12 protein-coding genes are annotated in these 13,751 nt (G+C 61.2%); 5 read left to right on the forward strand and 7 right to left on the reverse strand.

All coding sequences use genetic code 11. From position 1 onward, the window contains the following. Positions 1–150 precede the first annotated feature (150 nt). Positions 151–1,164 carry a sensor domain-containing diguanylate cyclase gene (locus AC2YJX_RS01175; protein WP_487255407.1) on the forward strand — a complete coding sequence of 338 codons (1,014 nt, stop codon included), beginning with the start codon at positions 151–153 and terminating at the stop codon, positions 1,162–1,164. A 302-nt stretch (positions 1,165–1,466) separates the two neighbouring features. On the opposite strand, the gene AC2YJX_RS01180 is transcribed toward AC2YJX_RS01175, so the two are convergent. The 6 genes from AC2YJX_RS01180 to pdxH all read right to left on the reverse strand — a co-directional run bounded on the left by AC2YJX_RS01180 (position 1,467) and on the right by pdxH (position 8,283). Further along, the gene (locus AC2YJX_RS01180) at positions 1,467–4,424 is read right to left on the reverse strand and encodes a Tn3 family transposase (RefSeq protein WP_487255017.1); all 2,958 of its coding nucleotides are present in this window, start codon (positions 4,422–4,424) and stop codon (positions 1,467–1,469) included. Between the two features lie 317 nt (positions 4,425–4,741). Next, entirely contained in the window at positions 4,742–5,743 is a 1,002-nt protein-coding gene (locus AC2YJX_RS01185; RefSeq protein WP_487255018.1) for an NADP-dependent oxidoreductase, read from the reverse strand. A gap of 121 nt (positions 5,744–5,864) precedes the next feature. Continuing rightward, on the reverse strand, positions 5,865–6,158 hold the full coding sequence (locus tag AC2YJX_RS01190; RefSeq protein WP_487255019.1) for a hypothetical protein: 294 nt from the start codon (positions 6,156–6,158) through the stop codon (positions 5,865–5,867). Positions 6,159–6,454: 296 nt separating this feature from the next. Further along, positions 6,455–7,048 (reverse strand): TetR/AcrR family transcriptional regulator, encoded by a 594-nt coding sequence (locus AC2YJX_RS01195; RefSeq protein WP_487255020.1) that lies wholly within the window; start codon positions 7,046–7,048, stop codon positions 6,455–6,457. 140 nt (positions 7,049–7,188) lie between these two features. Further along, on the reverse strand, positions 7,189–7,584 hold the full coding sequence (locus AC2YJX_RS01200) for a VOC family protein (RefSeq protein WP_121420178.1): 396 nt from the start codon (positions 7,582–7,584) through the stop codon (positions 7,189–7,191). 45 nt (positions 7,585–7,629) lie between these two features. Beyond that, entirely contained in the window at positions 7,630–8,283 is a 654-nt protein-coding gene (gene pdxH / locus AC2YJX_RS01205) for a pyridoxamine 5'-phosphate oxidase (RefSeq protein ID WP_487255021.1), read from the reverse strand. Between the two features lie 133 nt (positions 8,284–8,416). Here pdxH and AC2YJX_RS01210 point away from each other — a divergent pair, with 133 nt between their 5' ends. The 3 genes from AC2YJX_RS01210 to AC2YJX_RS01220 all read left to right on the forward strand — a co-directional run bounded on the left by AC2YJX_RS01210 (position 8,417) and on the right by AC2YJX_RS01220 (position 11,925). Continuing rightward, positions 8,417–8,989, forward strand: coding sequence for a TetR/AcrR family transcriptional regulator (locus AC2YJX_RS01210; RefSeq protein WP_487255022.1), 573 nt, complete (start codon positions 8,417–8,419; stop codon positions 8,987–8,989). Positions 8,990–9,170: 181 nt separating this feature from the next. Further along, complete coding sequence (locus AC2YJX_RS01215) at positions 9,171–9,632, forward strand: (2Fe-2S)-binding protein (RefSeq protein ID WP_487255023.1); 462 nt, start codon at positions 9,171–9,173, stop codon at positions 9,630–9,632. 22 nt (positions 9,633–9,654) lie between these two features. After that, the gene (locus tag AC2YJX_RS01220; RefSeq protein WP_487255024.1) at positions 9,655–11,925 is read left to right on the forward strand and encodes a xanthine dehydrogenase family protein molybdopterin-binding subunit; all 2,271 of its coding nucleotides are present in this window, start codon (positions 9,655–9,657) and stop codon (positions 11,923–11,925) included. A gap of 29 nt (positions 11,926–11,954) precedes the next feature. Here the strand turns inward: AC2YJX_RS01220 and AC2YJX_RS01225 are convergent, their stop codons facing one another. Then, positions 11,955–12,863, reverse strand: coding sequence for a LysR family transcriptional regulator (locus AC2YJX_RS01225; protein WP_487255025.1), 909 nt, complete (start codon positions 12,861–12,863; stop codon positions 11,955–11,957). A gap of 100 nt (positions 12,864–12,963) precedes the next feature. Here AC2YJX_RS01225 and AC2YJX_RS01230 point away from each other — a divergent pair, with 100 nt between their 5' ends. Beyond that, the gene (locus AC2YJX_RS01230; protein WP_228895372.1) at positions 12,964–13,731 is read left to right on the forward strand and encodes an SDR family NAD(P)-dependent oxidoreductase; all 768 of its coding nucleotides are present in this window, start codon (positions 12,964–12,966) and stop codon (positions 13,729–13,731) included. The last annotated feature ends 20 nt before the right edge of the window (positions 13,732–13,751 follow it).

The raw sequence follows: 13,751 nt of genomic DNA on the forward strand, positions 1-13,751 counted from the left end.
CAGGCCAAAAAAATGCGAGCCGAGCGAGCGGAGACTTGGCCTCTTTCTTGAGTGCTATGGAACAACAAAACTGGCGTACAGTGCCAAGAGGGACGGTATCTGCAGATGGACCGACTTGTGCCAGCCGTTCAAAAAATTGACTTTGCAGCTATGGATCCGCTTCTCTCCCGACTATCCGATTCCGTCGTTAGAGCCAAAACCCTTGAGGACTTGGCCCGTCCCTTGCTGGACATGCTTGAGAAGGTCACTCGGTTGGAGTCAACCTACCTCACGACAATCAACTTCGAGCAGGCCTTGCAACATGTGCTCTACGCTCGAAACACTCGCACTATGGTGATACCCGAGGGCCTGACCGTGCCCTGGGGGGACACTCTTTGCTATCGCGCGCTCAAGGAGGGACGCATGTTCACGGCCGATGTGCGGAGTTGTTGGGGCGATTCGGAAGCTGCAGCTGCCTTGGGTATACAGACCTACGTGAGCATGCCGGTCAGACTTTCCGATGGCGCAGTGTATGGCACTCTCTGCGCAGCTAGCGCCGAACGCGCTGAGCTTCCGCCCGAGACCGAAAAAATGCTGCAGTTGTTTGCCAGTCTGATTGCCCAGCAGATCGAGCGCGAGCGACTTCTGGAGGAGCTTCAGCGCAAAAACCAGCAGCTCACGGCCATGGCCCTGCTAGATCCTCTTACGGGCGCACCGAACCGCCGAGCGTTGTTCGAAGAACTTGAGCGATTGCAGGCGCGCGCACGTCGCTCAGACAGTATGGTCATGGTCGCGTTTCTCGATCTGGACGGCTTCAAGCGAGTCAACGATACCTACGGCCACGAAGCGGGCGACGCGCTGTTGTGCGCTGTTGCAAACCAATTGCGTGCCGTCATGCGCGAAAGTGACTTCTTGAGCCGTTTTGGGGGAGACGAGTTTGTATTCGTTGGCCCAGGCCCCGAACGGGGACAAGGCGCGGCCGAGGCTATTCGAAGCCTGCAGTTGCGCCTTCAGGAAGCGACAGTGTGCAGCGTCCCATTGGCGGGGCAACGAACGCTAGAGTACTCGGGGGCAAGTGTCGGTGTGATTTGTGCTGACCCCTGCGAAGGCACTTGTGACGCGGCCATTCGCCTCGCCGATGAGGCTATGTACCAAGCAAAGTATTCGCGACGTGGCTTGGTTTAGCACTGAGCAATCGCCGTGCTGAGCGAAAAGTCCCCGTTACCGAGCGGAACTGCTAACCCGGTAAATCGCACGGAAAAAGAGTTGCCTATTTTTTAAGCAAAACTCTAAGTTGTTGATTTCATTGATGTTTGCAAACTGCTAACCCGGTAAATCGCACGCAAAAAGAGCTGACATTTGAAAACTTGCGCACGTCCAGGAGTGCGTCTTGGAGCACGAGCGAGGGCTCACGGTGGGTGAGCGCAAGGACTTCGACACGGGTTTTGACTCCGGCTGGTTTGCTCGGTAGAGGCTCAAAGTACGATTCACTGCAAACGTGCCACACGCTGCTTGGCTGGGCGCTCAACAAGCGCATCGATGTAAGGATCCATGTCGAACGCAATCGTCCCCCGAAAATTCACGTGCTCGAAATGCACTGGTCCGATGCGGCGCAGCCAGCTTTCATCTATTGGGTGCTTGGCCACCTTCCAGCGATCCACAACATCTTGCATCTTCATGGTGTTCCAGCTGATCACGACATTGGTCAGCAGGGTGTGCGCTGTTGAGATGGCTCGCAACTCATCAGCCCTGCGCCCGCGTGAGACCCCGACGCGTCCGTGGTACACGGCGCGCTGCAGCTGGTGTACAGATTCGCCCCGGTTGAGCAAGGCATGCATCTCGCGGCGAAACTCGGGAATGGTGAAGTAGTCGCACAAAAAGATCGTACGCAGCAACTTGCCCAACTCGTCTGCGGCAGCGTGTACGGGATCGCCTCGTGCCGCGCTGCCAAGGCGGGCGATAGCTTCTCCAGCTGTCAAGCGCCCTTGCCGGATAGAGGCAACCAGGTGCAGCAGGTCCATCCATCCGGCTCGGATCTTCCCAAGCGAGACCTTCCCAACGGTTAGGCGCTCCAAAGCTTCCGGCACAGTGTCCCCCCTGGCCAAGAACATCTTGCGTTCCGACAATTGGCGCAAACGGACGCACAGATCGAAGCCCAGCAACTTGGCGATGGCCATCGCTGCGTTGGTGTAGCCATGGGTGTCCACAGCGAGCAGGGATAGTCGGATCTGGTCCTCGCGCCGGGAACAGTTGTGCGCTTCGACACCATCCACCGCTGGTGCTGCCTGCCGGTCATTGATCACGATGGGCTGGTCGTGGAACAGTGCCCAGGTATCAAGCATGTGCACATAGATGCCAACACCATGCTGCTTGCGGCGGTACTCCACACGCGCTGAGTGCAGGTACCGTGACGTGTCGAGCGTCATCGAATCAGAGGATGCTTTGTCGCCCTGGCCCCAGAGTTTGGCAATAGGCATGCTTTGCTGGAACTCAATGACCCGTGAGTTGGCTTCCCGCAAACGGCCACTGGCCTCCGTTGCACGCATGGCCATAGTGACCTGAGACACCTGCAGGCCTGGGATCATCGCGCATACACCTTTGGCAGTGTTCTCTGTTCCGTGTGTGTATAGGGCGCCGTAGACGGCCTTCAGTTCAGCCATGTCTTTGGCCCTGCGGCCTAGCAGAGCCTGGCTAAAGCCGCTTTTTGCGTCGATCTCGACCAGCATGTTGCCAAACTGGGCATCGCCGATCATGTTGAACATGCTCTCGCGTGTCTTGGTGACCTGAGGTTCGACTTCAAGCGCCTGAATCGGTGCAATGTGAATATGCCCCTGGCCGTCTATAGTCAAAGCCCCGTCTTCGACGGCCTGCGCCAGTTGACCGATGCCGGCTTTGACCCGTCCCAGCACGCGCTCTAGGAACTTGTCGGGATTGTCCGTCAGGCTCAGAGCACGGATCAGCGACTTGTGTTTCTCGGCCCACTGCGTTTCGGGTATCAGCTGATCGGCACGGTTGCGATGGCGGCTACTGTGTTCCAGCCATAGCTTTCCGCCCTTGATCGCTTTCTTCAAGGAAGTCGCTGCGCTTGCTTTGAGAGCTGCAAGAGCAACCTTGCGATCAGGGCCTTCCAGTAGCGAGTGCCAGCCTGGGTCTGCAACCGACACATCAAACCCCTCGGGCAGGCTGCTGATGCCGCGTTTGGACAAATCGCGCAGCGTCTTGAGCTGCTTGAGCGCCTTGTCTGTTTCCTCACCTTTGATCTCCAGGACTCCGAGGGCGTTCAGCAGGGCCGACATACGCGGCGCTTGTTCTTTCACCAGTGTTTCGCGGACGAATTGAGCCCGCGTGCCGGCAAAGTTTTCTCCATTCTTGGGCACCAAGTCGCGCATCGCCGCGACAATCTGAGCATCGGTCAACTGCGCGTCGTAGAGAATGTCCTTCAGCTTGACACGCTCAGCACGCAGGTCCACAGCACTTTCGGCCTGCTTCTTGAGTACCTTGCCAGAGGCCTTGCGATAGAGATCCGTGAGACACCGGGCACCGATGTCTGCGGCGAGATCAGTCTGATCCAAGAGGGTGACATGCAGGAAAGAGACGATGCGTAGATCGCGCTGATCTTCCGAAAGAAACTTCGTCGCGGAGGGCGGACGATTGATCACCTCCTGGCTGTACGCCCTGAGACGATTCAATGGAATCGCCGACAGCTTCCACTTGTGAACTTGCAGTGACTTGAGGCACTCGATTTTCTTGGTGACCTCGCTCAGCGTGAGCTGTCCATGCTTTCCCGGGGGCGTGCGCAGCCACTCCAGCACGGTGTGACCGCCGGGTCCTGATCGCTTTGAGAACGCATGTGAGAGCGCCGCCTGAATCTGCTTGCGTGGCGCACAGGCGTGGATCGATGCGATTGCGGCATTCTCCTGTTCAGCAAAGGCCATGCGTGCCATGTCACGCAGTGTCCGGTCACCAGGCAGGACGAGCCGACGATCAAAAAGCCAGTGTTCTGACTGTTGGATCAGGTCATCGACCGATACCGCTGAGGCGGAAAGCTCCGCCAGGGCATCTGCCAGGAGCGGTTTTGTGGTGTCGTCGTCTACTACCGCGAAGCCGACACGTTCCCGAGCCCAGAGCTGGTGCTCGTATCGCGTGTCCTTGTCCTTGTACAGCGAGGTCACCGAAGCGATGTCCGTCGCATGCATACCAAGCGCTGAGGTCAGGTACCGCAGCAAAACGGAGGGGAGGCCTGAAAAGGCATCGGGGTGCCGCCCGGTGGCGCGCAGCATGACCAGTTGGACTGCAGCGCCAAGGCGTGCAGTCCCTCTGAACCGGGGCGGGCGCAGCTCCTGGATGTCTTCAATGCTCAGCCCAAAGCACTCTTCGACTTCCCGCCTAGATAGCGATTTGGGCAGGGTATCGGCGCCAACGAAGCGTAGGTAGTAGCTAGACAAGCTGGTCCTCCCGTGGCTGGCGCGGTCGCAAGCCTGCTGCAGTCTACGTATTCGCTACTGATAATTCCAGACAATAAAAAAGTGCGGGTTAACCCGTAGCTCTTAACCGGGTTTTCTGCACGGAAAGTGAGATCACCCCGCAAAGGCCAGCCCAATGCCACGGTTGGCGCCCGTCACGAGGGCTACAGCGTTTTCGATCTTCATAAAAAACTCCAGTTCAAAAATCAAGATTTCGTTGCGCAGGGCAAAGCCAAGCCAGGCGGGCCATGTCTGCCTTGGGCCCTGCTTGGCTTTGCTCTGATTGGCTTTTTGGGTGACTACCGGACCTTGATCACGACCTTGCCTTTGGCGCGGCCGGATTCGACATAGGCCAGTGCGTCGTTGGTGGACTCAAACGAGAAGACCCGGTCCACCACAGGCCGTATCACCCCGGCCTCCACCAGGCGCGTGATCTCGCGCAGCTGGCTCCCAGTGGCCCTCATGAAGAGGAACGAATAGCCGACCCGGCGCGCCAACGCCCTGCGCCTGACGCCCGCACTCAGCAGCCGCACGATCAGCTTCAAGAACCAGGGCGCCTTGATCGCGTTTGCGAAATCCGGATCTGGCGGACCGGAAATGGAAATGAGCTTTCCACCGCCCTTGAGCACACGCAGGGATTTTTCGAGGGTCTTGCCGTCCTGGCTGTTCAGTACGACGTCGTAGTCGCGCAATACGTCCTCAAAATCCTGCGTCTTGTAGTCCACCGCGACGTCGGCTCCCAGGGCCTTCACCAGTGCGGCATTGGCCGTGCTGGTGGTCGTGGCCACCGTGGCACCAAGATGCTTGGCCAGCTGGATGGCAAAGGTCCCCACGCCGCCAGAGCCCGCCTGGATAAAGACCTTCTGGCCCTTTTTGATTTGGGCCTTCTCGACCAGCGCCTGCCAGGCCGTCAGCGCCACCAAGGGAAGGGACGCAGCTTCTTCCATGGTGATGTTCTTCGGCTTGAGCGCCAGCGAGGCCTCTTTCACCGGCACAAATTCAGCAAACGTACCGATGCGAAAGTCGTCCGGCCGTGCGTAGACCTCATCACCCACTTTGAACTGCCGCACGCGGGGGCCCACCTGGGTGACAACACCAGCCACGTCGTGGCCCAAGACGAGGGGCAGTTTGTAAGGCAGGATGAGCTTGAACTCTCCACTGCGTATCTTCGAGTCCAGAAGATTCACACCCGCAGCGTGGACCTGGACCAGGACTTCGTCGTCGCGCAGCTCCGGGGTTGGCAGCTCGGCCAATCGAAGATCCCCTCTTTTGCTGTAGCGATCAATGACAAATGCTTTCATGGTTTTCCTTACTCCTGGCGTATCCAGATTGGTGAACGGCCCACTGGCGACGGTCAAATTGTGTTTATATGATTTTCGTCATATTTCAGATCGAGACAAGGACCGCATCACCTTCGTCAAGTTAGCGCGCGCCAGTCTCGCCAGAGGAGATCTGGCCAGTACGGACTGCATCTGCCGCCTGTGCCCGAATGGCTGCGCGGTCAGCCACAGACTTGTAAGACTCGGCTTTGGAGCCCGAAGGGATCTGGCTTCGGGTCATGGGTACTTGTGCAGCTTCTGCGGCGACCTCAGCCCGCGTGCGGTTGCCCTCAAACTGGGTGGCAAATTGCGCCGGGTCCAACTCAGCAGCCTGTGCGCCGACTGAGGTGAGCGTTGCGACTACTGCAACGGAGAGAAAGCGAGAGAAGGTGTTCATGGTAGGTATCTCCTAGGAAATGAGGCTCAGGCGCCTCGGAAAAATGCTGAATGCCAGGCTTTTCGGCGAGTCACTCAGCGTGGTTTGCGGTGGAAGGGTTGGTGGTCAAGGCAATCAATGGGGCCTTTCAAGGTTCGACTGCGGATAGAATGCATGATAATCATCATATTTTTGTACAAACAAGAACACCGAAACTAGTTGGAGATCAAGCTCTCGATAGGCTGATTTGAGAATTTTCCACTTCATTCCAGTTTTAATATGATGACAATCATAATTTAAGCCCAAAAAAATGGAAGCTATTTTTTCGACTCTTCGCCACTGGAGCGGGCGTACTTGAAAGCAGCTTTGCTGAGCCTTCCAGCCAGCGAAGGATCGTCTACGGCGCGCGCCAGGGAAACGGCTCCCACCATGGTGGCAACCAGAAAAAGTGCTCGCTCGTGGGCTTCTGGTGTTCCCCAGGTGGGCAACTGTCGTGCGATCACATCCACCATTTCTTTCATTCGCCGGGTGGCTGCACGCCGCACCTCGGGGGCTTGGCGGGCCAGCTCCGAACTGAGGGCTGCCATAGGGCAACCAACATCCGGATTGTTGATATGCTGTTCCGACAAATAGGCCCCCAGCATAGCCTCCAGCGCTTGATCGGCTGGAACCGACGCAGCTGCAGACTCGGCGAGCCCAACGGTTTCTGCGCCCGCTCTGTCTGTGGCTTCCGCAAGCATCGCCTCCCGAGAAGGGAAGTGGGAATAGAAGCCACCATGCGTGAGGCCTGCGTCCTTCATGATGTCCGCAACGCCCGCTCCGCTGAATCCATTGCGCCTGATGGCACGCGCCGCCGCCGCCACGATGCGCTCATGGCTTAGCTCTTTGCGTGATGGGGCTGCGTTCTTCATGCCCTCACTGTATCACGAATTATGATGACCATCATAATTTCTATCTGCCAAAGGCTTTTCCAAGTCGCAGGCTCTTGAGGACAAGAGATGCTCATGGGGCGCCGCGACGTGAAGAAAAGATACGACGAAGTGCCTTGGGCTCAGGCGTCTTGGGGGTCGTGGCACGCCACGCAGAGCTTGTTCCCATCCGGATCTCGGAAATACGCGCCGTAGTAGTTGGCGTGGTACTGCGGCCTCAGGCCAGGTGGCCCTTCGCAATGCCCGCCGTTTGCCAGGGCCGCAGCGTGCACTGCATCCACCTGCGCGCGGGTGCTGGCAGCAAAGGCGGTCATCTGGCCGTTGCCCGGTGCGTGTTCGCCTTCAAAAGGACGACCGATGAGAAAAAGGGGGCGCGGGTTGGGGTGGCTTTGCCATCCGGCCCAAGGGTGGGCGGTATCCACAAAACGCGGCGCGATGCCCAGCGCTGCCATCACGGGCTGGTAGAACGCCAGCGCGCGGTCGAAGTCGGTGACGCCGATGAAGATGTGCGAAAACATCGTTGGCCTCTTGCAGGTCTGTTGTTGTCCCTGGGTGGGCCCCAGTCAGGGCGCCAGCCGCTCCCGTACCCACTCCCCCCCATCCATCCGATACCGCAACCGGTCATGCAACCGGCTTTTGCGCCCCTGCCAGAACTCCCACTGATCAGGCTTGAGGCGATACCCGCCCCAGTGGGGCGGGCGGGTTGGTTTCAGCATGAACTGCGCGCCGTATTTGGCGGCGTTGGCCACCAGCACGCCCCGGCCAGAAATGACCTGGCTTTGCGGGCTGGCCCAGGCGCCGATGCGCGAATCCAGCGGGCGGCTGGCAAAGTATTCGTCGCTTTCTTCGTCACTGACCTTTTCCACCACGCCCTCGATGCGCACCACACGTTCCAGCTCTACCCAGTGGAACTGCAGGGCTGCGTAGGGGTTACCAGCAATCTGGCGGCCCTTGCGGCTGTCGTAGTTGGTAAACCAGACGATGCCGCGCTCGTCATAGCCCTTGATCAGCACGATGCGGGTGCTGGGGCGCAGGTCGCTGCCCACGGTGGCCAGGGTCATGGCGTTGGGCTCGGGCACTTCGGCACTGATGGCTTCTTTGAGCCACTGGTCAAACTGCTGCAGGGGGGCGGCGTGCGAGGCGTCTTCGTTGAGTTCGGCGCGCTCGTAGCTCTTGCGAAGGTCGGCGATGGAGGTGGTCATGGGCCAATTGTGCATGCGAGGGCAGGACGGTTGCCAGCCACGGCGGGCACGCTCTAAAGAGGGCGACGGCCGGGCGGGATCTAGGTAACGTGGGGTCTTCGGTGGCCCCGGTTGTCGTCGAATAACTATTCGCTTATATTGCCCCCCGATGAAGCCCAAAGACGACGAAAAGCAGCGCGCCATTGCCCAGGCCACCTTCGAGCTGGTGGCCCAGACGGGCCTGAGCGGCCTGACCCTGGCCGATATCGCCCGCGCGGCGGGCATTGCCACCAGTACGCTGTATGTGTACTACCCGTCCAAGGATGAACTCATCAGCCAGCTTTACCAGGATGCCAAGACGGTCACGGCCGCGCGCATCATGGAGGGCGTCGTGCCCGGCATGCCCTACCGCGCCCGCGTGCGGCGCGCCTGGGGCAACCTGCTGCGCCACCGGCTGGACCAGTATGCCGAGGTGGTGTTCCAGGAGCAGTACTACAACTCGCCCTGGTTCACCGAGGGCAACCGCGAGTTCTCGACCCGTTTGATGGCCGGTTTTTTTGCGTTGATGGAAGAAGGCCAGCTGCAAGAGATCCTGAAGGCCGTGCCCATCCCGCTGCTCACGGCCAGCCTGGTGGGGTCGGTGCGCGAGACGGGCAACCTGATCCGCACCAAGGTGCTGCCCGATGAGGAGGCCGTGCACCAGATGGCTTTTGGGCTGTGCTGGGACGCCCTGAAGGCCTGAGCAGGAGATTGCGATGAATTTGTCTACCTGAGGTTGATCTTTTAATCGAATTTGTATTCTCTTAAAAATGCCACTCACCACGCTCCAACCGTTTCATGGCCGATGGCGTCGCTGACACCATCCCGCTCTGTTCAACCGCCTCCCACCAAACAACAACACCTTCCCCACGGAGAACCCCACGATGCCCACCCTCAACATCAATGGCAAAGACACGGCTGTGGATGCCGATGAATCCACCCCCATCCTCTGGGCCCTGCGCGACACGCTGGGCATGACCGGCACCAAGTTTGGCTGCGGCCAGGCTTTGTGCGGGGCCTGCACGGTGCATCTGAACGGTGCGCCCATTCGTTCGTGCATCACGCCCATTTCGGCGGCGGTAGGCCAGAAGATCACCACCATCGAGGCGGTGACCACCAATGACAAGGTGGGCAAGGCCGTGCACGCCGCCTGGGTCAAGCACGACGTGGCCCAGTGTGGCTACTGCCAAAGCGGCCAGATCATGAGCGCCACCGCACTGCTACAGGGCAAGAAAAAACCCACCGACGCCGACATTGACGCTGCCATGGCGGGCAATGTGTGCCGCTGCGGCACCTACGTGCGCATCCGCGCGGCCATCCATGACGCTGCCAAGACTCTGGCCTAAGAACACCGAGCAGGAGAACACTATGCATTTCGACGCTCAAACCGCCCGCGCCCACATGCCAAAAGGCCTGGTAGCGCTTATGAATCAGGCGCAAGGCGCTACCAACACAGAATCGGACGCCGCCTCCCACGAAGGCGTAGCACGCCGCACGTTCCTCAAGGTGTCTGCGGCATCCGGTTTTGCGCTGGGTGCGTTTCCGCTGGTGGCCAGCGCGCAGGGCGCCGGGGCAGCGGCCGCAGGCCTCAAGCCGTTCGAGCAGCCTTCAGCCTTTGTCCGCATCGACGCCGATGGCACGGTCACCGTCACCATCAACCGCCTGGACTTTGGCCAGGGCGTGCAGACCGGCCTGCCCATGATCCTGGCCGAAGAGCTGGATGCCGACTGGAGCAAGGTGCGCAGCGTGCATGGCGACGCCAACCAAGCCTACGCCGACCCGATGATGGGCATGCACCTTACGGGCGGCTCCAACTCCATCAAAAACTCCTACACCCAGTACCGCGAACTGGGCGCTCGCACCCGGGCCATGCTGGTCTCGGCCGCTGCGGCACAGTGGGGCGTGGATGCCTCGGCACTGCGCACCAGCAACGGCTTCGTCGTCGGCCCCGGGGGCAAGAAGCTGGGCTACGGCGCGCTGGCCGAAGCGGCCATGAAGCAGCCCGTGCCCGAAAAGGTCACCTTGAAGGACCCCAAGCAGTTCCGCCTCATCGGCAAGCCCACGGGCCGGCTCGACGCCAAGGCCAAGTCGAGCGGCCAGCAGGACTACGGCATTGACGTGCGCCTGCCCGGCATGCTGACGGCCGTGGTGGCGCGCCCACCCGTGTTCGGCGCCAAGCTGAAGTCGCTGGACGACAGTGCCGCCAAGGCCATCAAGGGCGTGAAGGCCGTGCTGCGCGTGCCCACTGACCGGGGCGGCGAGGGCGTGGCCATCGTGGCCGATGGTTACTGGCCCGCCAAGCAGGGCCGCGATGCGCTGAAGGTGGAATGGGACACCAGCGCGGTGGGCAAGCCCGACACCACGGCACTGCTGGCCCAGTACCGCGAGCTGGCCACCAAGCCTGGCAACGTGGCCATGCAGGCCGACATGGCGCCGCTGGCAAGCGCTGCGCACAAGATCAGCGCCGAGTTCGTCTTCCCCTACCTGGCGCACGCACCCATGGAGCCGCTCAACTGCACGGTGAAGCTGGATGGTGACAAGGCCGAGCTCTGGATGGGCACCCAGATGCCCGGCCTGGACGCGATGGCCGCCGCCAAGACGCTGGGCCTGCAGCCGCAGAACATCAAGGTGAACACCCAGATGGCCGGTGGCGGCTTTGGCCGCCGCGCCATTCCCACCAGCGACTACGTGGTGGAGGCCTGCGGCGTGGCCAAGGCGGCGCGCACAGCGGGCATCACCGCCCCGGTGCGCACGCTGTGGAGCCGCGAGGACGACATCAAGGGCGGCTACTACCGCCCCATGCACGTGCACCGCGCCGAGATCGGGTTCGACGCCCAGGGCAAGATCCTGGCGTGGGACCACACCATCGTCGGCCAATCCATCACCAAGGGATCGCCGTTCGAGGCCTTCATGGTCAAAAACGGTATCGATGCCACGGCTGTGGAGGGCATGAAGGAGCCGTACAACGTGCCCATGAAACTGTCGGTGCACCACCCGGATGTGAATGTGCCGGTGTTGTGGTGGCGCAGTGTGGGCTCCACCCACACGGCCTACGCCATGGAAACCCTCATCGACGAAGTCGCACGCACCACCAAACAAGACCCCGTGGCCTACCGCATGGCCCTGATGGGCGACAAACACCCGCGTCACAAGGCCGCGCTGCAACTGGCCGTGGCCCAGTCGGGCTATGGCAAGAAGAAGCTGGCCCCCGGCCGCGCCTGGGGCGTAGCCGTGCATGAGTCATTTGAATCGGTGGTGGCCTATGTGGTCGAGGCGTCCGTCAAGGACGGCACACCCAAGCTGCACAGCATCACGGCCGGCGTGCATTGCAATCTGGTGGTCAACCCCAAAAGCGTGGAAGCCCAGGTGCAGGGCGCGGCTCTGATGGGCCTGTCGATGTGCCTGCCCGGCGGCGCCATCACGCTGAAGGATGGCGTGGTGGAGCAGAGCAATTTTGGCGACTTTGCCGTGCCGCGCATCACCGACATGCCCCAGGTGACGGTGCACATTGTGCCGAGCGCTGATCCACCGAAGGGCATGGGCGAGCCTGGGTTGCCGCCGCTGGCACCTGCGTTTGCGAATGCCATTGCCCAACTAACGGGCAAAACGCCGCGCGAGCTGCCGTTCAAGCTGGCTTGAGTGCAGCGTGCATCCGGGGGGCGGGTGCCTCACCCCCCGGGTGCTTCTGATGCAGCGGCCATCTTGACCAGCTCCAGAAACGCCCGCAGGGTGGCCGTGGGCTGCCTGCGGCTGGGGTAGTACAGGTAGAAGCCCGGGATGGGTGGGCACCAGTCGTCCAGCACGCTCACCAGCGCGCCGCTGGCCAGGGCCTCGCGGGCGTAGGGTTCGTACAGGTACGCAAACCCCACGCCCGCCAAGGCCGCCTGCAGGATGAGCGGCATGTCGCCCACGGTCAGGCGGCCTTGCACATCCACCGCGATCTTTTCGCCGGCCTTTTCAAACTCCCACGCATAGCGCGCTCCGCTCGGAAAGCGGATGCGCACGCAGGGCATCTGCATCAGATCGCGCGGATTGCGCGGCGCACCCACCCCCGCGATCAGGGCAGGGGACGCCACCACCATCAGCTGCTGCTGCGGCCCCAATGGCAGGGCCACCATGTCCTGCTGCAGGCGTTCTCCGTAGCGTACGCCTGCGTCAAAGCCACCTTCGACGATGTCGACCAACCCGTCGTCCAGCACCAACTCGACCTCAGCCTGCGGGTGCTGCGCCAGAAACTGTGCAATCAGCGGCCCCAGCACCAAATCGCCCGCCGAGCGCGGTGCATTGATGCGCAGCAGGCCCTGCGGGGTGTCGCGAAACACGTTGATGTCGTCGATGGCCGCAGCAATGTCCTGCAAGGCGGGCCCTACACGATCGAGCAACTGGCGCCCGGCTGGCGTCAGCGCCACGCTGCGCGTGGTGCGGCTGAACATGCGCACGCCCAGCCGCTCCTCCAGCGAACGCACGGCATGGCTGATGGCCGAGGCTGAAAGGCCCAGCTCTTGCGCGGCGGCCCGAAAGTTCAGGTGGCGGGCGATGGTGCTCAGGAGTTTGAGATCTGCGAGGTCCAGGCTCATTGTTGAAATTAGTTCATTGATGTGTGCATTTTCAGGCCATTTATATATTCCATTTTCAACAATAAGCTTCCCGCTGATTTGCAACACCACAGGAGAAAACATGCAAAACAGCGAGTGGAATCTGGCCGGAAAAACTTATCTGGTGAGCGGAGCGTCTTCGGGCATTGGCGCCGAAACCGCCGTGGCGCTTGGGCGCCACAAAGCCAATGTGGTGCTGGCCGCGCGCCGCACGGCCGAATGCGAAGCGGTGGCCGAGCGGGTACGTGCCGCCGGTGGACAGGCCTGGGTGATGGCCCTGGACGTGACCGATGAGGCCAGCGTCCAGCGCAGTGTCGAGGCCACAGTGCAGCACTTTGGCCGCCTGGACGGCGCCTTCAACAACGCAGGCGCCCTGGGGGTCGCAGGCCCTTTGCACACCCTGAATGCAGCGGACGTGCAGGCGGTGCTGCAGGCCAACACGTTGGGCATCTTCTACGCAATGAAGCACCAGATTGCCGCAATGCTGAAGACGGGTGGCGGGGCCATCGTGAACAACCTGTCCATCTCGTCCCAGGTGGGGTTCAACGGCATCAGCGCCTATACCGCCAGCAAACACGCGGCCCTGGGCCTCACGCGCAATGCGGCGATGGAGTATTTTCAGCAAGGCATCCGCGTGAACGCCGTGAGCCCGGGACCCACGGTCACGCCGATGGCGCTGGCCGCCTTTGGCAACGAGGATGCGATGCGCAACACACTGCAAGCCTCGGTGTCGGGCCGCCCTGCAGCCCCGGCCGAGATGGCGGGGCCGGTGCTGTTTTTGCTGTCGGATGCAGCCAGCTTTGTGAGCGGGCACAACCTGGTGGTGGATGGCGGGTATACGCTGGCTTGAGTCCCGTCGCAGTGCGGCGG

Source organism: Acidovorax sp. SRI_002, from assembly GCF_057586455.1.

Bases quoted from the DNA above. Each gene is read 5' to 3' on its own strand.
- pdxH (WP_487255021.1), bottom strand. From the start codon at position 8,283: ATGCACAATTGGCCCATGACCACCTCCATCGCCGACCTTCGCAAGAGC.
- AC2YJX_RS01210 (WP_487255022.1), top strand. From the start codon at position 8,417: ATGAAGCCCAAAGACGACGAAAAGCAGCGCGCCATTGCCCAGGCCACC.
- AC2YJX_RS01195 (WP_487255020.1), bottom strand. From the start codon at position 7,048: ATGAAGAACGCAGCCCCATCACGCAAAGAGCTAAGCCATGAGCGCATC.
- AC2YJX_RS01185 (WP_487255018.1), bottom strand. From the start codon at position 5,743: ATGAAAGCATTTGTCATTGATCGCTACAGCAAAAGAGGGGATCTTCGA.
- AC2YJX_RS01200 (WP_121420178.1), bottom strand. From the start codon at position 7,584: ATGTTTTCGCACATCTTCATCGGCGTCACCGACTTCGACCGCGCGCTG.
- AC2YJX_RS01225 (WP_487255025.1), bottom strand. From the start codon at position 12,863: ATGAGCCTGGACCTCGCAGATCTCAAACTCCTGAGCACCATCGCCCGC.
- AC2YJX_RS01230 (WP_228895372.1), top strand. From the start codon at position 12,964: ATGCAAAACAGCGAGTGGAATCTGGCCGGAAAAACTTATCTGGTGAGC.
- AC2YJX_RS01190 (WP_487255019.1), bottom strand. From the start codon at position 6,158: ATGAACACCTTCTCTCGCTTTCTCTCCGTTGCAGTAGTCGCAACGCTC.
- AC2YJX_RS01220 (WP_487255024.1), top strand. From the start codon at position 9,655: ATGCATTTCGACGCTCAAACCGCCCGCGCCCACATGCCAAAAGGCCTG.
- AC2YJX_RS01175 (WP_487255407.1), top strand. From the start codon at position 151: ATGGATCCGCTTCTCTCCCGACTATCCGATTCCGTCGTTAGAGCCAAA.
- AC2YJX_RS01215 (WP_487255023.1), top strand. From the start codon at position 9,171: ATGCCCACCCTCAACATCAATGGCAAAGACACGGCTGTGGATGCCGAT.